Origin of the sequence: Streptomyces avicenniae (assembly GCF_000719135.1) — a bacterium.
In the GTDB taxonomy this organism is placed as follows: domain Bacteria; phylum Actinomycetota; class Actinomycetes; order Streptomycetales; family Streptomycetaceae; genus Streptomyces; species Streptomyces avicenniae.
In genome coordinates this window covers 42497-64256 of record NZ_JOEK01000003.1, presented here as the reverse complement: position 1 = coordinate 64256, position 21760 = coordinate 42497, and the positions used below count along the sequence as shown (strand labels likewise).

The window sequence follows — 21760 nt, the reverse complement described above, 5'->3', positions numbered from 1 at the left end:
GGCCGGGCCTCAGACGCGCAGCAGACCCGGCAGACCGGCCAGGCCCTCGTCGCCGTGCCCCGCGGCCACGCGACGCTCCATGAGCGCCATGAACGGGGCGAGCAGCTCGTTGCCAACACCCTGCTCCGCGGCCGTGCGGACCAGCGTGCCGTTGCCCGTCGTCATCATGGCGAGGTTGGAGACGACGCCGCGCGTCAGGTCGCCGCTGTCGAGCTGCGCGGCCAGCTCGTGCGCGCCGCCCGCCATGGCGCCGAGCCAGTCCGCGAGCAGCCCCGCGAAGTCCTTGCGCGCCACGTCGGCGCCTTCCACGAGGGCGAACGCCTGCGTGACACCGGCGAACATGCCCGTCATCGCGGTGAGCAGCGCGACGTCGTGCAGCGCCGCCAGGCCCGCGTCCGCCCCGACGTAGGCGGTGGCCGCGACGACGGCGAGCACGTCCCTGCGCTCCTCGAAGAGGTCGGCCGAGCCGCTGTAGAAGACGGAGGCGCCCGGCACGCCGATCATCGGCGGCACGGCCATGATCCCGCCGTCCAGGAAGCGCGCGCCACGGGCGGCGGCCCAGGCGGCGCGCTCGCGCGCCTCGCCGGGGGTGGAGGTGGTGAGGTTGACGACGTCCTTGCCCGCCAGGTCGGCGTCGGCGAGGGCGGTGCCGACGGACGCGTCGTCGAGGAGGCAGACGACGACCAGACGCGAGGCGGCGACGGCCTCTGCGGCGGTGGCCGTGGCGGTGGCGCCCTCGGCGACGAGGGCGTCGGCGCGGCCAGGAGTGCGGTTCCAGACGGTGAGCGGGTGCCCGGCGGCCAGCCAGGCGCGGGCGAGGGCCGTGCCCATGGCACCGAGCCCGAGCAGGGTGAGGGGAGTCGGCCGTGTGGCGTTGTCAGTCATGCGGATTAGGCTCGTTGACGGGCGGACGAGCAACAAGTACGCACATGGAAGTGGGTACTCACCTCCGGGTGAGTCAGCAGGTGGGAGGCGTCTGCGATGACGGCGAGGACACGGCGACCCGGCGCGTACCACTGCGGGATCGACGCGGCGATGGACCTGATCGAGGGGAAGTGGAAGGTCTCGATCCTCTGGGCGCTCGACGAGGACGCGCGGCGGTTCGGCGAGCTGCGCAGGATGCTCCCCGGGATCACGGAGAAGGTGCTCGCGTCGCATCTGCGCGAGCTGGAGCAGGCGGGGATCGTGCACCGGGAGGCGTACGACGAGGTGGTCCCGCGCGTCGAGTACTCGCTGACACCGGCGGGGACGTCGCTCAACGCGGCGTTGGTGCCGCTCGGCGCCTGGGGCAAGGAGAACCTGCTGGGCGTCGCGGCCTATCCGGGGCTGCCAGGACCGGCCGACACGGCGGTCTGAGCACCCCACGGGCGCGCGGATGGAACGTTTGCGTTCCATCCGGGCGACCCTCTACACTACCCGACGGAACGGAACCGTTCCGTTCCATCCAGGTCCGGCGGCCCGTCGGCCCGGATACCGTCCGTCCACCTGCCTTCGAGGAGCCCGTCATCTGCCCGCCCGACGCCGACCCCCCGTCCCGCCGCCCACGGGTCACGGCGGAGCGCGAGACCGAGGTGCTCACCGCCGTCGTCCAACTGCTCCACGAGGTGGGGTACGAGGGACTGACGATGGACGCGGTCGCGGGCCGCGCCCGCTGCGGCAAGGCCACGCTCTACCGCCAGTGGCAGGGCAAACCGCGGCTCGTCGCCGCCGCCCTGCACGCGACCCGTCCCGACGGGTTCGGGGAGATCGACACCGGCAGTCTGCGCGGCGACCTGATGGCCGTCCTGCGGGCCCTGGGCGCCAAGGCGGCCGACGAGACCGTGCTCATCAGCGGTCTCGCCCGCGCCATGCTCGACGACAAGGAGCTGGCGCGCACGCTGCGGGACACCCTGGTGGCCCCGCAGGACGCCAAGCTGGCAGCCATCGTGGACCGTGCGGTGGCACGCGGCGAGTTGCCCGCGCGGCCCGCCGCCACGGCCTGGCTCGGCCAACTGGTGTTCGGCACGCTGCTGTGCCGCCCGCTGATCCAGGACGAGTACGCCGACGACGCCTATCTCGTCCGGTTCCTCGACGAAGCCCTCATACCCGCCCTGCTGCACAGCTAGCCGTGCAGCGGCCCGGCCCACCGGCCGACAGCACATCGGAGCCCACCCGAACCATGGCACAGACCACCCTCACCAAGCCCGACGGCCCACCGCCCCCCGGGCCCGCCACACGTCCCGGCCACCGCTGGTGGGTCCTGGCCGTCATCGCCCTGGCGCAGCTCATGGTCGTCCTCGACGCGACCATCGTGAACATCGCGCTCCCCTCCGCGCAGGAGGCGCTCGACTTCTCCGACAGCGGCCGGCAGTGGATCGTCACCGCCTACGCCCTCGCGTTCGGCAGCCTGCTGCTGCTCGGCGGGCGGATCGCCGACCTCTTCGGCAAGAAGATCACCTTCCTCGTCGGCCTCGTCGGCTTCGCCGTCGCCTCCGCGATCGGCGGCGCCGCGCCGAACTTCGAGGTCCTGGTGACCGCCCGCGCGCTCCAGGGCGTGTTCGGCGCGCTGCTGGCGCCCGCCGCGCTGTCCCTGCTGTCCACCACCTTCACCGACACCAAGGAGCGGGCCAAGGCGTTCAGCGTCTACGGCGCCGTCGCCGGTGCCGGAGGTGCCATCGGCCTCCTCCTCGGCGGCCTGCTCACCGAGCACCTCAGCTGGCGCTGGACCCTCTACGTCAACCTCTTCTTCGCCGCCGTCGCCCTGGTCGGCGGCATCGTGCTCCTGGCGCGCACCCAGCGCGACCGGTCCATCAAGCTGGACGTGCCGGGCACGATCCTCGTCTCGGCCGGGCTCTTCGGCGTCGTCTACGGCTTCGCCAACGTCGAGTCCCACGACTGGGCCCACCCGGCGACCTGGACCTGCCTGATCGTCGGCACCGCGCTGCTCGTCGCCTTCGTCTGGTGGCAGCGCCGGGCGCCGCAGCCGCTGCTGCCGCTGCGCGTCCTGCTGGACCGCAACCGGGGCGCGTCGTTCATCGCCGTCCTGATCAGCGGCGTCGGCATGTTCGGCATATTCCTCTTCCTCACCTACTACCTCCAGGCGTCGCTGAGATACACGCCGGTCGAGACGGGCCTCGCGTTCCTGCCGATGATCGCGGCCCTGACCGTCGCGGCCACGGTGTCCACGACGGGGCTCCTGCCGCGCGTCGGACCCCGGCCGATCGTCCCGCTCGGCATGGCCGTGGCCGCCGCCGGGCTCGTCTGGCTCACCGGGCTCGACCTGGAGAGCACCTACGTCACGCACGTCCTGCCGCCGCTGATCGTCATCGGTCTCGGCATCGGGCTCATGATCGCCGCCTCCATGAACCTGGCGATCTCCGGCGTGACGGCCGAGGACGCGGGCGTCGCCTCCGCGACCGTCAACACCATGCAGCAGATCGGCGGTTCCATCGGCACGGCGGTCCTCAGCAGCCTCGCCGCCGGGGCGTCGGACGACTACCTCGCCTCGCACGACCCGACCAACCCGCTCGACCAGGCCATGGCCGCGCTGGAGAGCTTCTCGACCGCCTACTGGTGGTCGGCCGGCTTCTTCGCCGTCGGCGCGGTGATCTGCCTGTTCGTCTACCGGCGTGGCGTGCCGGAACCGGCCTCGGGCGACGCGCCCGCGGTCCACATGTGAGCGGTCCCCCCGCCCACCTCGCCGCAGCCACCCGGGCCTGGCTGGCCCGGGTGCTGCGGCCCGGCGAGCGCGTCGTGACGGCGGAGGTGCTCGGCGGCGGCTGGACGTCCGACATGCGGCTGCTGCGCACCACGGAACGGGAGCTGGTCCTGCGGTCGTTCACCGCCCCGTTCTTCCGGCGGCACGCGCCTGGCCTGCTGACGCGCGAGGCGGACGTCCTGCGCCTCCTCGACGGCAGCGGCATCCCGGCGGCGCAGCTCGTCGCCGTGGACCCCACCGGCGCACACTGCGCCGCCCCCTCCCTCCTGATGACCCGGCTGCCCGGCACGCTGCGCCTCGGCGCCCGGCGGGACACGGACCGGGGCACGGCGCCGGCGCTCGCCGACCTCCTGACCCGCGTGCACGGGCTGCGCGTGGACGCCGATGACCGGCCGCGGGCCTACCAGGCGTGGACCGGGCCCGAGCGCGTCGCCGTACCGCCCGGCACTGCGAGGCCAGGGCTGTGGCGACGGGCCGTCGCCGTCATCGACCGCGAACCCCCCGCGTACGAGGGCCGTTTCCTGCACCGCGACTTCCACCCGGGGAACGTCCTGTTCACCCCGGAAGGACGCGTCGGCGGCGTCGTGGACTGGGTGGAGACCTCCTGGGGACCGGCCGACCTCGACGTGGCGCACTGCGCGACGGCCCTGGCCCTGCTGCACGGCCCGGACCACGGGCTCGCCTTCGCCGACCTGTACGAGGCGGCGGGCGGCGTCCTGACGGCCGCGCCGGACGACCACCTGTACTGGCGCCTGCTGGACGCGCTCGCCTTCGCCCCCGACGCCGAACGGGTCGCCACACCCTGGCGGACGATGGGCCGCACCGACCTCACCCCACAGCTGCTGACCGACCGTCTGGAGCACTACGTCGCGGCGCTGCTCGACCGCTACGGCACCCGGGCGACGACCGCCTGATCCTCGGGAGCGGCTGCGCGGAGCACTCGGGACGGCGGTGGATCGGCGACGGATCGGCATCCCGGGACGCGGCTTCGGGGGCGACGCCGGGAACCTGCCCCTCCTCCAGGGCCACCACGAGCCGCCGGGGCCCCCGTCACCGCTGACCGTCAGATGCGGCCGTGCCGCGGCACCGCACTTCGCGCGGACGGCGGGAGACGGTTCACTCAGGCTCCACGGCCCCCGGACACGCCTGGGAGGTGAGCCGCCCTCCCCCTTCCAAGCCCTGACACCGTCACGCGACGGGCCGCTCGGCCGCCCCCTCCGGGCCGAGCACACAGGGCCGCACCGGCAACGTGCCGTCCCCCGACACGGCGGGCTCGGGAACAGCCGCCGCCACCTCTCCCCCGTCACCGGCCGCGCGCCGCCGCAGCCGGACGGCGAGCCGGTGGTCCCGTCGTGCGCGTAGGGACACCACGGCACTGGGGCACCGGCGGCAAGGGGTCGGGCCCTCGTGCGGGTGCCGCGCGGACTCCTCGGACAGCGGCGCGCCCGGGGCATGACGGGCCCGGGCGTCGGCGAGAATCCGGCACTCCTGCCGCACGTCCTCCGTGACACGCGCCTCCGGCCCCGGCCCCGGGTCGTCCGCGCGGACCGGCCAGGGCTTTCCGGCGGGCCACCGCAGCGGCCCAGCAGCCGAGCCGTCGCGCGCCCTGAGAGCGCCGGGACGCGGGGCAGCCGCACAGCCCTCCCGCCACCGGTCGGCCGGTCCGGGGGAGACCCGGGGAAGGCCGAGCGGGCGGGGCTGGGCTGGGCCGTGGCGTGGCGTGGCGTGGCGGCCGCCCCAGGTCGCCCCCGACCCAGGTCGCCCCCGTCCGCCCGTCCGCCCGGCAGTGCCCAGGACAGCCCAGGGAGGCGCCGCCGACACCCTGCCGCCGACGCCCGGTCCCCGGCGGGCCGCCGCCGGGGACCGGCGCGCCGCTCGCGGCCCGCCTCGGGGCTCAGTACCCGAAGTCGAACTCCTCCGGCACCGGAAGCGGAGGCAGGTCGTCGGTGAACAGCTCACTGGGCTGCACGGCACCGGGCAGCAGGTCGTCCGGCAGCAGCTCCGCCAGGCCCCCCGGGTCGTCGCCCAGCTCGATCACCCGCGCGCCGCTCGGCGGCGTGAAGTCGAAGACGCTGCCCGCGGGCTGGGAGTAGTCGATGCGCGAGAACGCGACGTCCAGGACCTGCTCCCCCTGGGCCTGCACCGTGACCGCGAGCGGGACGCCCGTCTCGGAGTCCACGGATATGCGCGCCCAGGCGGGGCCCGAGCCCTCCGTGACGTCCTCGTGCGGCGTGATCAGCAGCCGGTAGGCGTCCCGCCCGGCCACCCGCGCCGTGCCGTCCACCGTGATGTCGGCGTGGTCCCCCGCGCGCTCCAGCAGGAGATCGGCCGCCTCCTGCGGCGCCAGGGAGTCGAACGGCACGGCCTCCCGCTCGGCCGTCGCGTCCGCGGGCACCTCGCCGCGCAGGACGGTGTCGCTCTCGCTGTCGTAGATCCACAGCTCACCGTCGTTGTGGACGAGCTCCAGCTCGTCGTCGCCGTCCGAGACCGTGAGGCGCTGGCGGTCCGGGCCGTCCACCGCGACGTCCAGCGTGCTGTCGCCCGTCACGAGCGACGCGAGACGCCCGGTGGGGCCGTCGAGCGACTCCACCGCGCCGTCAAGGAAGCCGCCGAAGTCCGGCAGCCCCAGGTCGGCGGAAACCGTGACCGTGCCGGACAGCTGGGTCGTGTCCGATCCGGCGATCCGCACGACCAGGTCCTCCGCCGTCACCTCCGGCAGGTCGGGCCCCCCGTCGTTCGCCAGCGCGGGCCATACCCCGATCCCGACAGCCGCCACTCCGGCAGCCACCGCGATCGGAACGGCCGCACGGCCCACACCCTTTCGCATAGCCATCCGTCATCCCCTCCACTTCCGTCTGGACACCTACCAGTGCACCAGTCGGGGACGCTCCGGTCATCCACCGGAGGGAGGCATCCGCCGTACTCCCAGCGGATGACCGGTCACCCTCCGAGGGCGGGAAACCCGTAGGGGTCGCGGGGAGGCGGTGAGACGAAAGGTGTCGGTACCGCGTCGTACCGGGCCGACATCGGGCCACGGACGGGCCGGGAACCGGTCGGGACGGGCCGGGAACCGGTCGGGACGGGCCGCGAACCGGTGAAGGGCGCGTGCCCGCGGCGCCCTTCACCCCCGCGGCGCCCCGCGCCCCCCACTCACGACGTGCGGTCCGCCACGGCGTCGCACAGCTCGGCGAGCGCCGCCTTGGCCGACGTGTCGGGCAGCGGCTCCAGCGCCTGCCGCGCCTGCTCGGCGAACGACAGCGCGTCCGCCCGCGCCTGCGCCAGCGCCGGATGGGCCCGCAGCCCGGCCAGCGCCTCCGCGTGCCGCGCGTCGTCCGTCAGGTCGCCCGCCAGCAGGTCGAGCAGCGCCCTGTCCTCGGGCGAACCGCCCTTGGCCACCGACTCGCGCAGCCGCAGCACCGGCAGCGTCACCACGCCCTCGCGCAGGTCGGTCCCCGGCGTCTTCCCCGACTCCCGGCCGTCGCTGGTGATGTCCAGGACGTCGTCGGCGAGCTGGAAGGCCGTGCCGATGCGCTCCCCGTACTGGGCGAGGATGTTGACCACCGACTCGTCGGCGCCGGCCATTATGGCGCCCATGCGCCCGGCCACGGCGATCAGCGAGCCCGTCTTGCCCGCGATGACGCCCAGGTGGTGCGCGATCGGGTCCTCGCCCTCCTGCGGCCCCGCCGTCTCCTGGATCTGACCCGTCACCAGCCGCTCGAACGCCTCCGCCTGGATACGGACGGCCTGGGTGCCCAGTTCGGCCACTATCGATGAGGCGCGGGAGAAGAGGAAGTCACCGGTGAGGACGGCCACCGAGTTGTTCCAGCGCGCGTTGGCGCTCTGGACCCCCCGGCGCACCTCCGCCTCGTCCATGATGTCGTCGTGGTACAGCGTCGCCAGGTGCGTCAGCTCGACGACCACGGCCGAGGGCACGACGCCCGGCGCGTAGGGGTCACCGAACTGGGCGGCCAGCAGGAGCAGGAGCGGCCGGAACCGCTTGCCGCCCGCGCGCACGAGGTGCTGCGCGGCTTCCGTTATGAAGAGGACGTCGCTCTTCGTCGCCTCGACCAGACCGGCCTCGACAGCTGTCAGTCCCGCCTGGACATCGGCTTCCAGGGCCGGGTCCCGCACGCTCACCCCGAAGGGCCCCACGACGGTCACGAGCGCTCTCCCCTGTCTTCCGGTGCGTTGTCCCCCGCAGCGTAGCCGGTCGGAAGTGGATCACCGCCGGGGACGTACCGTCTGTCGTCCCCTCCTCGTCTCTGGGTGATCAATTCGCCGCAGTCCCGCATCGTTCTCCACAGGTGGGTAACAACCGGACACCCGTTGCAGATGTTCAGCTAACCTGCCCGGGTTCGCACAACCTTCGAGGGGAACCCATGCACAGGTCAATCCGGCTTGCCCTGCCCGTGACCGCGGCGGTCGCCGCTCTCGTCCTTACCGGTTGCAACGACGACGACGAGGCCGCCTTCGGCGTCGGGGACGGCGACACGTCGGAGTCGCCCGCCGAGGAGACCCCCGGTGGCGACGAGGCCGACACCGGCGGCGACACCACCGACCCCACCGAGCCCCCGGCCGAGGAGGACGAGGGCGAGGCACCCGGCTCCGACACGGCGGGCTCCGGCGACGTCGCAGGGCCCGTCCCGACGGCCGAGGAACTGGAGGGCGACTGGCAGGTCGGCCCCGACCCCCTCGACCCCGTCTTCCGCTTCCAGGACGGCTTCGCCACCTTCCAGGAGGACACCGACATCAACGGCGTCAACGAGGGCGACGTCTGCGGCGGCCCGGTGATCGACGGTCACATATCGTTCGTCTGCGAGCAGTACGGGACCGAGGAGTGGACCGACACGGAGGCCGACGTCCGGCTGGAGAGTGCGGACCGCCTGGTCGTCACCTGGAGCTCCGGCCTCGTCCAGGAGTACGGCCCCGGTCGCCTCATCGACCAGTGACCCGCACCGCGACGGTCCGGCATCCCGCCCCGCCGGGGTACCGGGCCACCGCGGCGCCGGGGCGCACGTATCAGTCCCGCAGCGATTGCCATGGACGCGTAACACGCAATTCTCCCCCGGGCTCAGGGCGGCTAATCTGCCGAGACGAGCTTCAGAAGAAATAAACGAGGGGAAACCATGCGTAGGTCCATACGGTTCGCTCTGCCGGCCGTCGCGGCGGTGTCGGCACTGGCGCTGACCGGGTGCGGAAGCGACTCCGAGGCGCCGTTCGGCGTCGATCAGGCGGACATGGGGCTCGGCGACCCCGGCGACCTGGAGGTCCCGGACGCCGAGGACGTCCCCGACGTGCCGGACATCCCCGACGCCCCTGACGTCCCCGACGTGCCGGACGTGCCCGACGTGCCCGAACTCGGCGGGGGCGGCTTCGACGGCACCTGGTACGTGGACCCGAACGACATCGAGGCGTCGCCGAAGTTCACGATCACCTACGGCACCGTCCTGTTCACCGACATGGGCGCCTACGAGGGCGACCTGTGCTACGGCTCGATGACCGAGGACGGCGCCATCACGCTGGACGAGTGCTCCCAGTACGGCGACCACGCGTGGACCGACATGGCCGCCAACGCCCGCGTGAACGACGACGGCACCATGAGCGTCACCTGGTCGTCGGGCGACAGCGAGGTCTACGTCCTGGGCGAGTGACCCCGCACTGCACCCACGGAGGCATGACGGCGGCCCGGTCCCCCCGAGGGGGTAACCGGGCCGCCGTCGTCGGTACGTCCGTGGGCCGTCAGCGCACGAACACGCCCGCCTGGCTCGCCAGGTCGAGGAAGTACTGCGGCGCGACGCCCAGCACCACCGTCACGGCCGCCGCGAGCGCGACCACCGACATCGTCAGCGGGCTGGGGATCACCACCGAGGGCCCCTCGGCCTTCGGCTCGCTGAAGAACATCAGGACGATCACGCGCACGTAGAAGAACGCCGCGATCGCCGAGGCGATCACACCGACGATGACCAGGCCCATCGCCCCCGCGTCCGCCGCCGCCCGGAAGACCGCGAACTTGCCCGCGAAGCCCGACGTGAGCGGGATCCCGGCGAACGCCAGCAGGAAGAGCGCGAACACCGACGCCAGCAGCGGCGAACGCCGCCCGAGCCCCGCCCACTTGGACAGGTGCGTGGCCTCGCCGCCCGCGTCCCGCACCAGCGTGACCACGGCGAACGCGCCCAGCGTCACGAAGGAGTAGGCGCCCAGGTAGAACAGCACGGACGACACGCCGTCCTCGCTCACCGCGACCACGCCGGACAGGATGAAGCCCGCGTGCGCGATGGACGAGTACGCCAGCAGCCGCTTCACGTCGGTCTGCGTGATGGCGATGACGGCGCCCGCCACCATCGAGGCGATGGCGACACCCCAGAGCACCGGCTCCCAGTCCCAGCGCAGCCCCGGCAGCACCACGTACAGCAGCCGCAGGATCGCGCCGAACGCGGCCACCTTCGTCGCGGCGGCCATGAAGCCCGTCACCGGCGTCGGGGCGCCCTGGTACACGTCGGGCGTCCACATGTGGAACGGCACGGCGCCGACCTTGAACAGCAGGCCCACGAGGATCATCGCGCCGCCGATCAGCAGCAGCGCGTCGTTCCCCATCGTCCCGGCCAGGCCGGGATCGAGCGCCGACGGCTCACCGCGCACGACGTCACCGATCCGCGCGTACGAGAGCGAGCCCGCGTACCCGTACAGCATCGCGATGCCGAAGAGGAGGAACGCCGAGGCGAACGCGCCCAGCAGGAAGTACTTGACCGCCGCCTCCTGCGACAGCAGCCGCCTGCGGCGCGCCAGGGCGCACAGCAGGTACAGCGGCAGCGACAGCACCTCAAGGGCGATGAACAGGACAAGCAGGTCGTTGGCCGCCGGGAAGAGCAGCATGCCGCCGACCGCGAAGAGCAGCAGCGGGAAGATCTCCGTCGTCGTGTGCCCGGCGCGCACCGCCTCCTGCTCGGCCTGCCCGCCCGGCACGGCGGCCGGCTGGGCGGCGAAGGAGTCCACCGCCGCGCCGTGCGCCGCCGGTTCGAGACGCCGCTCGGCGAACAGGAAGACCGACACGAGGCCGACCAGCACGATCACGCCCTGGAGGAACAGCGCCGGGCCGTCCACCGCCAGCGAGCCCATGCCCGCGATCTGCGCCTCGCTCGTCGCGTGCCCGCCGGACGCCAGCACCACCACGGCGGCGAACGCCCCGGCCAGCGCGAGCGCCGAGAGCACGACCTCGGCCACGTAACGGCTCCGGCGCGGCACGAACGCCTCCACCAGCACCCCGAGCACCGCCGCCGTGAAGACGATCAGGCTCGGGGAGAGCGCGCTCCACTCGATGTCAGGAGCTTGCAGCTCACCCGGGTTCATGCGCCACTCTCCTCAATCCGGGCCGCCTCGGCCACGCCCGCCCCGTTCACTCGGCGGCCTCCACTTCTGACACGTCGTGCTGCGGCTGCGGATCGGTACGGTCCACGTCGGACATCGTGTGCTCCACCGCCGGGTCGAGGATCTCGGTGAGCGGCTTCGGGTAGACGCCGAGGAAGACGAGGAGCACGATCAGCGGCGCCACGACGGCGATCTCCCGCACCCGCAGGTCCGGCAGCTTCTCCAGCCCGGCCTTCACCGGCCCGGTCATGGTGCGCTGGTAGAGCAGCAGCACGTACAGCGCGGCCAGCACGATGCCGGTGCACGCGATGATCCCCACCGCCTGCCAGCGGCTGAACGCGCTGACGAGCACCAGGAACTCGCTGACGAACGGCCCGGTCCCCGGCAGCGACAGCGTCGCGAGACCGCCGATGAGGAACGTGCCCGCCAGCACGGGCGCCGTCTTCTGCACGCCGCCGTAGTCCGCGATGAGCCGCGAACCGCGCCGCGCGATGAGGAAGCCGGCGACCAGCATCAGCGCCGCCGTGGCGATGCCGTGGTTGATCATGTAGAGCGTCGCGCCGCCGTGGCCCTGGCTGGTCATCGCGAAGACGCCCAGCACGATGAACCCGAAGTGGCTGATGGACGCGTACGCGATCAGCCGCTTCATGTCCCGCTGCCCGATGGCGAGCAGCGCGCCGTAGATGATGCTGACCAGCGCGAGCCCCACGACGACCGGGGTGGCCCACTCGCTCGCCTCGGGGAACATGCCGAGGCAGAAGCGCAGCATCGCGAAGGTGCCGACCTTGTCCACCACGGCCGTGATGAGGACGGCGACCGGCGCGGTGGACTCGCCCATCGCGTTCGGCAGCCACGTGTGCAGCGGCCACAGCGGCGCCTTGACGGCGAAGGCGAGGAAGAAGCCGAGGAACAGCCAGCGTTCGGTGTCCGCCGCGAAGTCCAGCTCGCCCGACTGCCGCGCCTCCAGGATCGCCTGGAGGGAGAACGTGCCCTCGGGCAGCTGGTCGGCGGTGGCCACGTACAGGCCGATGACCGCGGCCAGCATGACGAGGCCGCCCGCCAGGTTGTAGAGGAGGAACTTGACGGCCGCGTACGACCGCTGGCGCGCCTGGCCCTCCTCGCCCTGCTCCCCGGCACGGTCCCCGAAGCCGCCGATGAGGAAGTACATCGGGATCAGCATGGCTTCGAAGAAGATGTAGAAGAGGAAGACGTCGGTCGCCGCGAAGGACAGGATGACCATCGCCTCGACCATGAGGATCAGCGCGAAGAAGCCCTGGGTGGGCCGCCAGCGCCGGTTCGCGGGCGCCTCGCCCTCCACCGGGTCCGCGTCGTTCCAGCCCGCGCCGATGAGGAACGGGATCAGCACGGCGGTCAGCGCGATCATCGCGACGCCGATGCCGTCCACGCCCAGCTCGTAGCGGACGCCGAAGTCCGGGATCCAGGAGCGCGACTCGGTCAGCTGGAACCGGTCGGCGCCCGGCGCGGTGTCGAAGCGCAGCACGACGGCCGCGGCGAGCGCGAGCGTGAGCAGCGAGAAGCCGAACGCCAGCCACTTGGCGGTCGTCCGCCGCGCGGCGGGCACCGCGGCGGTGACGACGGCGCCGAGCGCCGGTGCCACGGCCGTGGCCGTCAGCAGGGGAAATGACATATCTCAGACCGCCCTCATCAGCAGGGTCACGGCGACGAGGACAGCCGCACCGCCGAACATCGAGACCGCGTAACTGCGGGCGAATCCGTTCTGGATCCGCCGCAGCCGCCCGGACAGCCCGCCGAAGGAGGCGGCCGTGCCGTTGACCACGCCATCGACCAGCTTGTGGTCGAGGTAGACGAGCCCCCGGGTGAGGTAGCTGCCGGTCTGGACGAACGCGGCGTGGTTGAAGTCGTCCTGGAGCAGGTCACGCCGCGCCGCGCGGGTGAGCAGGCTGCCGGTCGGCGCGACGACGGGCACCGGGCGGCGGCCGTACTGGAACCACGCCCCGGCGACGCCGAGCACCATGACGGCGGTGGCGGCGATGGACACCTGGCCGTGGCTGACCGGCGAGTCGCCGTGCTCCAGGCCGGTGACCGGCTCCAGCCAGTGGACGAAGGACTCGCCCGCGTCGAAGACGAAGCCCGCCGCGACCGCGCCGCCCGCCAGGACCATCATCGGGACGGTCATGGTGAGCGGGGACTCGTGCGGGTGCGGCTCGTGGCCGTTCGCGTCCGGCTGCCAGCGCTTCTCGCCGAAGAAGGTCATCAGCATGATGCGCGTCATGTAGTACGCGGTCAGCGCCGCGCCCAGCAGCATCACGCCGCCGAGGATCCAGCCCTCGGTGCCGCCCTTGGAGAAACCGGCGTAGATGATCTCGTCCTTGGAGAAGAAGCCGGAGAGATAGGGGAAGCCGATGATCGCGAGGTAGGCGAGGCCGAAGGTCACGAAGGTGACGGGCATGTACGTGCGGAGGCCGCCGTAGCGGCGCATGTCCACCTCGTCGTTCATGCCGTGCATGACGGAACCGGCGCCGAGGAAGAGCCCGGCCTTGAAGAAGCCGTGCGTCACCAGGTGCATGATCGCGAAGACGTAGCCGATCGGGCCGAGCCCGGCGGCCAGCATCATGTAGCCGATCTGCGACATCGTGGAGCCCGCGAGGGCCTTCTTGATGTCGTCCTTCGCGCAGCCGACGACCGCGCCGAACAGCAGCGTGACGGCGCCGACGACGACCACGACGGTCTGCGCGTCGGGCGCCGCGTCGAACACGGCGCCTGAACGGACCACGAGGTAGACACCGGCGGTGACCATCGTCGCCGCGTGGATCAGGGCCGAGACGGGGGTCGGGCCCTCCATCGCGTCGCCGAGCCAGGACTGGAGCGGCACCTGCGCCGACTTGCCGCAGGCGGCGAGCAGCAGCATCAGGCCGATGCCGGTGAGCGTGCCCTCCGAGGCGCTGTCGGCGTTCGGCAGGACCTCGGCGAACGCGAAGCTCCCGAAGGTGGTGAACATCAGGAGGATCGCGATGGACAGGCCGACGTCACCGACGCGGTTGACGACGAACGCCTTCTTGGCCGCCGTCGCCGCGCTCGGCTTGTGCTGCCAGAAGCCGATGAGGAGGAAGGAGGCGAGGCCCACACCCTCCCAGCCGACGTACAGCAGCAGGTAGTTGTCGGCCAGGACCAGCAGCAGCATCGCGCCGAGGAAGAGGTTCAGGTAGCCGAAGAAGCGGCGGCGCCGCTCGTCGTGCTCCATGTACCCGACCGAGTAGAGGTGGATCAGCGTGCCCACGCCCGTGATCAGCAGCACGAACGTCATCGACAGCTGGTCGAGCTGGAACGCGACGTCGGCCCGGAAGTCGGCCACCGGCACCCAGCTGAACAGGTGCTGGTGCAGCGTCCGTTCCTCCCCCGCCCGGTCCAGCAGGTCGAAGAAGAGCGCCACGGCGAGGACGAACGAGACGGCCGCCATGGCCAGGCCGAACCAGTGGCCCGCGCGGTCCAGGCGCCTGCCGCCGAGCAGCAGCACGGCGGCGCCCAGCAGCGGTGCCGCGACGAGCAGTCCGATCAATGACTCCACGAGAACGCTCCCACGATTTCCTTGGCCTTACAGCTTCATCAGGCTGGCGTCATCGACCGAGGCCGAGTGCCGGGAGCGGTAGACCATGACGATGATCGCCAGCCCCACGACGACCTCGGCCGCGGCCACGACCATCACGAAGAAGGCCATGATCTGGCCGTCGAGATTGCCGTGCATGCGGGAGAAGGTCACGAGTGCGAGGTTGGCGGCGTTGAGCATCAGCTCGATGCACATGAACACGACGATCGCGTTGCGCCGCAGCAGCACCCCGGATGCGCCCAGCGTGAACAGCAGGGCCGCGAGGTAGAGGTAGTTCTGCGGGTTCACTTCCTGGCCTCCTCGGCGTCGGTGGATACGGCGCCGTCGCCGGGGGCCGCGGCGCCGCCGAGTGCCGTGCCCCGGGGGGCGGGCCCGGCGGGCGAGGGGCGGCCCTGGTAGGCGGAGGTGCGCTGTTCGAGGGCGGCGAGGTCGGCGAGCGCCTGGCCGTGGACCTCCCGCACCTGGCCGCGTCCGCGCAGCGTCGGGTTGACGGTCAGCTCGGACGGGGTGCCGTCGGGCAGCAGGCCGGGGATGTCCACGCCGTTGTGGCGGGCGTAGACGCCGGGGGCGGGCAGCGGCGGGAGCTGCACGCCGCTGCGCACGCGCTCCTCCGCCTGCTCGCGCTGCGTCTTGTTGCGCTCGACGCGCTCGCGGTGCGTCAGGAGCGTGGCGCCGAGGGCGGCGATCGTGAGCAGCACCCCCGTCACCTCGAACGCGACGACGTAGCGGGTGAACAGGAGCGACGCGAGGCCCTCCACGTTGCCGCCGCCGTTGGCCTCGGCGAGGCCGGTGAACGAGCCGGTGGACGCCTGGCCGATGCCCGCGATCAGCAGCAGCCCGAGCCCGAGCCCGCAGGCGGCGGCGAGCCAGCGCTGCCCGGCCAGCGTCTCCTTGAACGAGTCGGCCGCGCTGACGCCGACGAGCATCAGGACGAAGAGGAAGAGCATCATGACCGCGCCGGTGTAGACGACGATCTGGACGACGCCCAGGAAGTACGCGCCGTTGGCCAGGTAGAAGAGGGCCAGCAGCACCATCGTGCCCGCCAGGCACAGCGCGGAGTGGACCGCGCGGCGCAGCAGGAGCGTGCCGAGGCCGCCGAGGACGGCCAGCGGCGCGAGGATCCAGAACTGGACGGCCTCGCCGGTGGAGGTGGACGTCTCGGCCGCCAGCGTCGTGAGCGTGCTCATGCGTGGACCCCCGGTCCCTGCGCGGCCGGGTCGGTCAGCTTGGACGCGGCGGTCACCGGGTCGTCGTCGGCCTCGCCCGGCGGGACCTCGCCCTTGGAGCGGGCGACCTGCCGGTCGGTGCCCGGGGCCGCGCCGGTGACCTCGCCGCGGTAGTACGCCTGGTCGTCGGTGCCGGGGTACATCGCGTGCGGGGCCTCGACCATGCCGTCGGTGAGGCCGGTGAGCAGCTCCTCCTTCGTGTAGATGAGGGAGGCGCGGGTGCGGTCGGCGAGCTCGTACTCGTTCGTCATGGTGAGCGCCCGGGTGGGGCACGCCTCGACGCACAGGCCGCAGAGGATGCAGCGCAGGTAGTTGATCTGGTAGACGCGGCCGTAGCGCTCCCCCGGCGAGTAGCGCTCCTCCTCGGTGTTGTCCGCGCCCTCGACGTAGATCGCGTCGGCGGGACAGGCCCAGGCGCACAGCTCGCAGCCGATGCACTTCTCCAGCCCGTCCGGGTGGCGGTTGAGCTGGTGGCGGCCGTGGAACCGCGGCGCGGTCGGCTTCTTGACCTCGGGGTACTGCTCGGTGAGGCGCTTTTTGAACATGGCCTTGAAGGTCACGCCGAAGCCGCCCACCGGATTGCTGAACTCAGGCATCGTCGGCCTCCTTTCGGGGAGTGTCGGGGACGGCGTCCTCGGTGGCCGCGCTCACTCCGGCGATGGTCGCCGGGACACGTGCCCTGGAGGGGCGGCGTGGCACGGGAGGCAGGGTCTGGCCCGGCAGCGGCGGCACGGGGTAGCCGCCCGCCAGCGGGTCGAACACCGGCTCGGGGCCCGCCGCCTCGGCGGCCTCCTGCCGCTGGTCGGCCCGGTCGCGGAACACGTCGGCGACGAAGGAGAGCAGCAGCAGGACGAGGACGCCGCCGCCGACCCACGGGAGCATGTCGTAGACGTCGTAGCCCTCGTTCTGCATCGCGCGGACGGTGGCGACGAGCATCAGCCACACCAGCGCGACGGGGATCAGGACCTTCCAACCCAGGATCATGAACTGGTCGTAGCGCACGCGGGGCAGCGAGCCGCGGATCCAGACGAAGAAGAAGATGACGGCGGCCGTCTTCCCGAGGAACCACAGCATCGGCCACCAGCCGGAGTTCGCGCCCTCCCAGAAGCTCAGCGGCGCCGGGGCCCGCCAGCCGCCCAGGAAGAACGTCGTCATGAGCATCGAGACCGTGACCATGTGCACGTACTCGGACATCATGAAGAACGCGAACTTGATCGAGGAGTACTCGGTCAGGTAGCCGCCGACCAGGTCGCCCTCGGACTCCGGCATGTCGAACGGCGCGCGGTGCGCCTCGCCGACCATCGCCACCATGTAGATGAGGAACGAGACGGGCAGCAGGATCACGAACCAGCGGTCCTCCTGCGCGTCCACGATGGCCGAGGTGGACATCGACCCGGAGTGGAGGAAGACGGCGGCGAAGCTCAGGCCCATCGCCACCTCGTACGAGATGATCTGCGCCGTCGCGCGGACGCCGCCGAGCAGCGGGTACGTCGAGCCGGACGACCAGCCGGCCAGCACCGTGCCGTACACGGCGATGGCGGAGGTGGCCAGGATGTAGAGAAGCGCGACCGGCAGGTCGGTGAGCTGGAGGACGGTCTCGGTCCCGAAGATGCTCACCGGGTCGTCGGCCGGGCCGAACGGGATGACGGCGACGGCCATGAATGCCGGGATGGCGGCCAGCAGCGGGGCGAGGATGAAGACGACCTTGTCGGCCGCCTTGACGTTGATGTCCTCCTTCAGCATCAGCTTCACGCCGTCGGCGAGCGACTGGAGCATGCCCCAGGGGCCGTGCCTGTTGGGGCCGATGCGCAGCTGCATCCAGCCGACGACCTTGCGCTCCATGACGATGCAGACGAGGACCAGCAGCATCAGGATCGCGAAGCAGCCGACGGCCTTCACGACGATCAGCCAGAACGGGTCCTGGCCGAACATCGACAGGTCGGCCTCCTGTGCCAGCGCGGTGAACCGCGGCGCGGGCATCATGCGTTCACCTCCTCGGCGACCGGTGCGGCGTCCTGGGTCCCGGTCGCGGGGGACACACGGACGACCTGGCCCGGGACGGTGCCCAGGTCCGCGAGGGTGCCTGACCCGGTGGAGTTCAGCGGCAGCCAGACGACGCGGTCGGGGATCTCGGGGGTGACGCGCAGCGGCAGCGTCACCGTCCCGGCGGGCCCCGTGACGGTGAGCGGCGCGCCGTCCGCGACGCCCGCCTCGGCCGCGGTGGCGGCGGACAGGCGGGCCACGGCGGCGTGCCGTGTGGCGGCGAGCGCGGCGTCGCCGTGCTGGAGCCGCCCCTGGTCGAGCAGGAGCCGGTGCCCGGCGAGGACGGCCTCGCCCTGCACCGGGTTCGGCAGGTCGCCGGGGCTCGCGGTCGGGCCGAGCGGCAGGTCGCCGGTCCAGGGCGCCAGGCCGTCGAGTTCACGGCGGGCGCTGTCCACGTCCGGCAGGCCGAGCGGCCCGCTCGTGGAGCCCTCCACGGCGGCCAGCGCGTCGGCCAGCATGTGCAGGGCGCGCCCGTCGGTGCGGACGTGGCGGCGCGTCATCTGGTCGGGCTTGATCGCGGCGGCGAACGAGCGGGCGCGTCCCTCCCAGTTGAGGAACGTGCCGTCCTTCTCGGCGACGGCGGCCACCGGCAGGACGACGTGCGCCGCGTCCGCGACCTCGGAGGGCCGCTGTTCCAGGCTGACGAGGAAGCCGCCCGCCGCGACGGCGGCCAGCGCCTCCCTGGCGCGCGCCGGGTCCGGCAGGTCCGTGACCTCGACGCCGCCGACGACCAGCGCACCGATCCCGCCGGACACGGCGGCCTCGACGATGCCCGCCGTGTCGCGGCCCGCGCCGTCCGGCAGGGCGGCCAGGCCCCAGGCGGCGGCGATCTCACGCCGGGCGCGCTCGGACGTCTCGGGCCTGCCGCCGGGCAGCAGCCCCGGCAGGGCCCCGGCCTCGACGGCGCCGCGCTCACCGGCGCGGCGCGGGATCCAGACGAGCCGCGCGCCGGTGGCGGCGGAGGTGGCGACGGCGGCGGTGTAGCCGCCGGTGACCCCGGCGAGCCGTTCGCCGACGACGATCAGCGCGCCCTCGGCCCGCAGCGCCTCCGCGGCCTGCCTGCCGTGGGCGTCGAGGCTGTCGGACCCGGCGGCCAGGGCGTCGAGCCAGTCCGGCTCGGTGCCGGGCGCGGCGGGCAGCAGCGTGCCGCCGGCCTTGGCGAGGCCAGGCGTGATGTGCGTGGCGACGGACCACAGCCGCAGGCCGTGCTTGCGGTGGGCCTTGCGCAGCCGCAGGAAGACGCCGGGGGCCTCCTCCTCCGACTCGAAGCCGACCAGCAGGACGGCCGGTGCGCGCTCCAGCGTGGCGTTGGTGACGCCCGCGCCGTCGAGGTCGAAGCCGCGGCCCGCGACCTGGGCGGCGAGGAAGGCGGTCTCCTCGGCGCTGTGCGGCCTGGCGCGGAAGTCGATGTCGTTGGTGCCGAGCGCGACGCGGGCGAACTTGGCGTAGGCGTAGGCGTCCTCGACGGTGACCCGGCCGCCGGTGAGGACGGCCGCGCCGCGCTCCCTGGCCGCGGCGAGCCCCTCGGCGGCGACGCGCAGGGCCTCGGGCCAGCTGGTCTGCTCAAGGTTCCCGGTCGCCGCGTTCCGCACGAGCGGGGTGGTGAGCCGGTCGGCGGTCTGCGCGTAGCGGAAGCCGAAGCGGCCCTTGTCGCAGATCCACTCCTCGTTGACCTCGGGGTCGTTGACCGCGAGGCGGCGCATGACCTTCCCGCGCCGGTGGTCGGTGCGGGTGGCGCAGCCGCCCGCGCAGTGCTCGCAGACGCTGGGCGAGGAGACGAGGTCGAACGGGCGGGCCCGGAAGCGGTAGGCGGCCGAGGTGAGCGCGCCGACCGGGCAGATCTGGATCGTGTTGCCGGAGAAGTACGACTCGAACGGGTCGCCCTCGCCCGTGCCGACCTGCTGGAGCGCGCCGCGCTCGATCAGCTCGATCATCGGGTCGCCCGCGACCTGGTTCGAGAAGCGGGTGCAGCGGGCGCACAGGACGCAGCGTTCGCGGTCCAGGAGCACCTGCGCGGAGATCGGCACCGGCTTCTCGTACGTCCGCTTCACGCCGTCGAAGCGTGACTCGGCGTCGCCCGCCGACATCGCCTGGTTCTGGAGGGGGCACTCGCCGCCCTTGTCGCAGACCGGGCAGTCCAGCGGGTGGTTGATGAGCAGCAGCTCCATCACGCCGCGCTGCGCCTTGGAGGCGACGGGCGAGGTGAGCTGGGTGCGCACCACCATGCCCTCGGTACAGGTGATGGTGCAGGAGGCCATCGGCTTGCGCTGGCCCTCGACCTCCACGATGCACTGGCGGCAGGCGCCCGCCGGGTCGAGGAGCGGGTGGTCGCAGAACCGGGGGATCTCGATGCCGAGTTCCTCGGCGGCACGGATGACCAGGGTGCCCTTGGGCACGGAGATCTCGATGCCGTCGATGGTCAGCGTCACCAGGTCCTCGGCGGTGGCCTTCGCCGTCCCGTCGGTGGTGACCGTCACGCGTTCACCTCCTGGTGAGCCGATGCCGTGGTGCCGTCGTCCGCCCAGACGGTGGACTTGGCGGGGTCGAAGGGGCAGGCACGTTCGGTGATGTGCCGCTCGTACTCGGCGCGGAAGTACTTCAGCGACGAGAAGATGGGGCTCGCGGCGCCGTCACCGAGGGCGCAGAACGACTTGCCGTTGATGTTGTCGGCGATGTCGGCGAGCTTGTCGAGGTCGCCGAGGAGGCCCTTGCCCGCCTCGATGTCGCGCAGGAGCTGGACGAGCCAGTAGGTGCCCTCGCGGCAGGGCGTGCACTTGCCGCAGGACTCGTGCGCGTAGAACTCGGTCCAGCGGGTGACGGCGCGGACGACGCAGGTCGTCTCGTCGAAGACCTGGAGGGCCTTGGTGCCGAGCATGGACCCGGCGGCGCCGACGCCCTCGTAGTCGAGGGGGACGTCGAGGTGTTCCTCGGTGAACATCGGGGTGGAGGAGCCGCCGGGCGTCCAGAACTTGAGGCGGTGCCCGGGGCGGATGCCGCCGCCGAGGTCGAGCAGCTGGCGCAGGGTGACGCCGAGCGGCGCCTCGTACTGGCCGGGGCGCGCGACGTGTCCCGAGAGCGAGTAGAGCGTGAAGCCGGGCGACTTCTCGCTGCCCATCTCCCGGAACCACTCCTTGCCCCGGTCCATGATGGCGGGAACCGAGGCGATGGACTCCACGTTGTTCACGACGGTGGGGCAGGCGTACAGACCGGCGATCGCCGGGAAGGGGGGACGCAGCCTGGGCTGGCCGCGGCGCCCTTCGAGCGAGTCGAGGAGCGCGGTCTCCTCGCCGCAGATGTACGCGCCCGCGCCCGCGTGGACGGTGATGTCGAGGTCGCCGCCGTCGCCGAGCGCGCCCTTGCCGAGGAACCCGGCGGCGTACGCCTCGGCCACGGCCGCCTGGAGCCTGCGCAGGACGGGGACGACCTCGCCGCGCAGGTAGATGAACCCGTGGTTCGAGCGGATCGCGTGACAGGCGATGATCATGCCCTCGACGAGCGAGTGCGGGTTCGCGTAGAGGAGCGGGATGTCCTTGCAGGTCCCGGGCTCCGACTCGTCCGCGTTGACGACGAGGTAGTGCGGCTTGCCGTCACCCTGCGGGATGAACTGCCACTTCATCCCGGTGGGGAACCCGGCGCCGCCACGGCCGCGCAGCCCCGACTCCTTGACGTACGCGATGACGTCGTCGGGCGCCATCGCGAGCGCCTTGGCGCTGCCGCGGTAGCCGCCGTGGTCGCGGTAGACCTCGATCGTCCAGGACTTGTCCTTGTCCCAGAACTCCGACAGGACGGGCGTCAGCAGCTTCTCCGCACCGGCCTCGCCGCGTTCGGTCGCGGTCGTCATGG

At 72.5% G+C, this 21760-nt stretch carries 19 protein-coding genes; 6 read left to right on the top strand and 13 right to left on the bottom strand.

From position 1 onward, the window contains the following. Nucleotides 1-9: 9 nt before the first annotated feature. A complete protein-coding gene (locus tag IF27_RS07015; RefSeq protein ID WP_052848520.1) occupies nucleotides 10-885 on the bottom strand; it encodes an NAD(P)-dependent oxidoreductase in 876 nt (291 codons plus the stop codon). A gap of 96 nt (nucleotides 886-981) precedes the next feature. On the opposite strand from IF27_RS07015, the gene IF27_RS07010 reads away from it, so the two are divergent. The 4 genes from IF27_RS07010 (at nucleotide 982) to IF27_RS06995 (ending at nucleotide 4611) form a co-directional block, all read left to right on the top strand. Further along, the gene (locus IF27_RS07010) at nucleotides 982-1356 is read left to right on the top strand and encodes a winged helix-turn-helix transcriptional regulator (RefSeq protein ID WP_052848519.1); all 375 of its coding nucleotides are present in this window, start codon (nucleotides 982-984) and stop codon (nucleotides 1354-1356) included. Nucleotides 1357-1571: 215 nt separating this feature from the next. Beyond that, complete coding sequence (locus IF27_RS07005) at nucleotides 1572-2105, top strand: TetR/AcrR family transcriptional regulator (protein WP_223290945.1); 534 nt, start codon at nucleotides 1572-1574, stop codon at nucleotides 2103-2105. Between the two features lie 53 nt (nucleotides 2106-2158). After that, nucleotides 2159-3658 (top strand): MFS transporter, encoded by a 1500-nt coding sequence (locus tag IF27_RS07000; RefSeq protein ID WP_052848518.1) that lies wholly within the window; start codon nucleotides 2159-2161, stop codon nucleotides 3656-3658. Continuing rightward, nucleotides 3655-4611, top strand: a complete 957-nt coding sequence (locus tag IF27_RS06995; protein ID WP_052848517.1) for a phosphotransferase family protein — start codon at nucleotides 3655-3657, stop codon at nucleotides 4609-4611. Before IF27_RS07000 ends, IF27_RS06995 begins: the two co-directional genes overlap by 4 nt. A 274-nt stretch (nucleotides 4612-4885) precedes the next feature. On the opposite strand, the gene IF27_RS30900 is transcribed toward IF27_RS06995, so the two are convergent. From IF27_RS30900 to IF27_RS06985, 3 genes are all read right to left on the bottom strand, one after another. Next, a complete protein-coding gene (locus tag IF27_RS30900; protein ID WP_190232842.1) occupies nucleotides 4886-5065 on the bottom strand; it encodes a hypothetical protein in 180 nt (59 codons plus the stop codon). 526 nt (nucleotides 5066-5591) lie between these two features. Next, a complete protein-coding gene (locus IF27_RS06990) occupies nucleotides 5592-6530 on the bottom strand; it encodes a LolA family protein (protein ID WP_190232841.1) in 939 nt (312 codons plus the stop codon). Nucleotides 6531-6847: 317 nt separating this feature from the next. Further along, nucleotides 6848-7858, bottom strand: coding sequence for a polyprenyl synthetase family protein (locus tag IF27_RS06985; RefSeq protein ID WP_052848515.1), 1011 nt, complete (start codon nucleotides 7856-7858; stop codon nucleotides 6848-6850). Between the two features lie 218 nt (nucleotides 7859-8076). Between IF27_RS06985 and IF27_RS06980 the strand changes: the two genes are divergently transcribed. Together IF27_RS06980 and IF27_RS30895 are read left to right on the top strand one after the other, a co-directional pair. Beyond that, nucleotides 8077-8646: a hypothetical protein gene (locus IF27_RS06980; RefSeq protein ID WP_190232840.1), complete on the top strand. Its 570-nt coding sequence runs from the start codon at nucleotides 8077-8079 to the stop codon at nucleotides 8644-8646. Nucleotides 8647-8823: 177 nt separating this feature from the next. Continuing rightward, on the top strand, nucleotides 8824-9348 hold the full coding sequence (locus IF27_RS30895) for a hypothetical protein (RefSeq protein ID WP_052848513.1): 525 nt from the start codon (nucleotides 8824-8826) through the stop codon (nucleotides 9346-9348). An 88-nt stretch (nucleotides 9349-9436) separates the two neighbouring features. Here IF27_RS30895 and nuoN read toward each other — a convergent pair whose 3' ends face one another. The 9 genes from nuoN to nuoF are packed head-to-tail and all read right to left on the bottom strand — an operon-like array spanning nucleotide 9437 to nucleotide 21758. Further along, complete coding sequence (nuoN, locus tag IF27_RS06970) at nucleotides 9437-11044, bottom strand: NADH-quinone oxidoreductase subunit NuoN (RefSeq protein WP_052848512.1); 1608 nt, start codon at nucleotides 11042-11044, stop codon at nucleotides 9437-9439. A gap of 46 nt (nucleotides 11045-11090) precedes the next feature. Beyond that, nucleotides 11091-12710 (bottom strand): NADH-quinone oxidoreductase subunit M, encoded by a 1620-nt coding sequence (locus tag IF27_RS06965; protein ID WP_052848511.1) that lies wholly within the window; start codon nucleotides 12708-12710, stop codon nucleotides 11091-11093. 3 nt (nucleotides 12711-12713) lie between these two features. Then, a complete protein-coding gene (gene nuoL / locus IF27_RS06960) occupies nucleotides 12714-14609 on the bottom strand; it encodes an NADH-quinone oxidoreductase subunit L (RefSeq protein WP_052848510.1) in 1896 nt (631 codons plus the stop codon). A 27-nt stretch (nucleotides 14610-14636) separates the two neighbouring features. After that, nucleotides 14637-14936, bottom strand: a complete 300-nt coding sequence (gene nuoK / locus IF27_RS06955) for an NADH-quinone oxidoreductase subunit NuoK (RefSeq protein WP_052848509.1) — start codon at nucleotides 14934-14936, stop codon at nucleotides 14637-14639. Then, nucleotides 14933-15835 carry an NADH-quinone oxidoreductase subunit J gene (locus IF27_RS06950; protein ID WP_110945635.1) on the bottom strand — a complete coding sequence of 301 codons (903 nt, stop codon included), beginning with the start codon at nucleotides 15833-15835 and terminating at the stop codon, nucleotides 14933-14935. Before IF27_RS06950 ends, nuoK begins: the two co-directional genes overlap by 4 nt. Next, on the bottom strand, nucleotides 15832-16470 hold the full coding sequence (gene nuoI / locus IF27_RS06945; RefSeq protein WP_052848508.1) for an NADH-quinone oxidoreductase subunit NuoI: 639 nt from the start codon (nucleotides 16468-16470) through the stop codon (nucleotides 15832-15834). The genes IF27_RS06950 and nuoI overlap by 4 nt, the downstream gene beginning before the upstream one ends. Continuing rightward, the gene (gene nuoH / locus IF27_RS06940) at nucleotides 16463-17857 is read right to left on the bottom strand and encodes an NADH-quinone oxidoreductase subunit NuoH (RefSeq protein WP_052848507.1); all 1395 of its coding nucleotides are present in this window, start codon (nucleotides 17855-17857) and stop codon (nucleotides 16463-16465) included. Before nuoH ends, nuoI begins: the two co-directional genes overlap by 8 nt. Beyond that, nucleotides 17854-20394, bottom strand: coding sequence for an NADH-quinone oxidoreductase subunit G (locus tag IF27_RS06935; RefSeq protein WP_052848506.1), 2541 nt, complete (start codon nucleotides 20392-20394; stop codon nucleotides 17854-17856). The genes nuoH and IF27_RS06935 overlap by 4 nt, the downstream gene beginning before the upstream one ends. Beyond that, complete coding sequence (gene nuoF, locus IF27_RS06930) at nucleotides 20391-21758, bottom strand: NADH-quinone oxidoreductase subunit NuoF (protein ID WP_052848505.1); 1368 nt, start codon at nucleotides 21756-21758, stop codon at nucleotides 20391-20393. The genes IF27_RS06935 and nuoF overlap by 4 nt, the downstream gene beginning before the upstream one ends. Nucleotides 21759-21760 lie beyond the last annotated feature (2 nt).

Bases quoted from the DNA above. Each gene is read 5' to 3' on its own strand.
- IF27_RS07015 (WP_052848520.1), bottom strand. From the start codon at position 885: ATGACTGACAACGCCACACGGCCGACTCCCCTCACCCTGCTCGGGCTC.
- IF27_RS07010 (WP_052848519.1), top strand. From the start codon at position 982: ATGACGGCGAGGACACGGCGACCCGGCGCGTACCACTGCGGGATCGAC.
- IF27_RS07000 (WP_052848518.1), top strand. From the start codon at position 2,159: ATGGCACAGACCACCCTCACCAAGCCCGACGGCCCACCGCCCCCCGGG.
- IF27_RS06990 (WP_190232841.1), bottom strand. From the start codon at position 6,530: ATGGCTATGCGAAAGGGTGTGGGCCGTGCGGCCGTTCCGATCGCGGTG.
- IF27_RS06980 (WP_190232840.1), top strand. From the start codon at position 8,077: ATGCACAGGTCAATCCGGCTTGCCCTGCCCGTGACCGCGGCGGTCGCC.
- IF27_RS30895 (WP_052848513.1), top strand. From the start codon at position 8,824: ATGCGTAGGTCCATACGGTTCGCTCTGCCGGCCGTCGCGGCGGTGTCG.
- nuoN (WP_052848512.1), bottom strand. From the start codon at position 11,044: ATGAACCCGGGTGAGCTGCAAGCTCCTGACATCGAGTGGAGCGCGCTC.
- IF27_RS06965 (WP_052848511.1), bottom strand. From the start codon at position 12,710: ATGTCATTTCCCCTGCTGACGGCCACGGCCGTGGCACCGGCGCTCGGC.
- IF27_RS06950 (WP_110945635.1), bottom strand. From the start codon at position 15,835: ATGAGCACGCTCACGACGCTGGCGGCCGAGACGTCCACCTCCACCGGC.
- nuoI (WP_052848508.1), bottom strand. From the start codon at position 16,470: ATGCCTGAGTTCAGCAATCCGGTGGGCGGCTTCGGCGTGACCTTCAAG.
- nuoH (WP_052848507.1), bottom strand. From the start codon at position 17,857: ATGATGCCCGCGCCGCGGTTCACCGCGCTGGCACAGGAGGCCGACCTG.
- nuoF (WP_052848505.1), bottom strand. From the start codon at position 21,758: ATGACGACCGCGACCGAACGCGGCGAGGCCGGTGCGGAGAAGCTGCTG.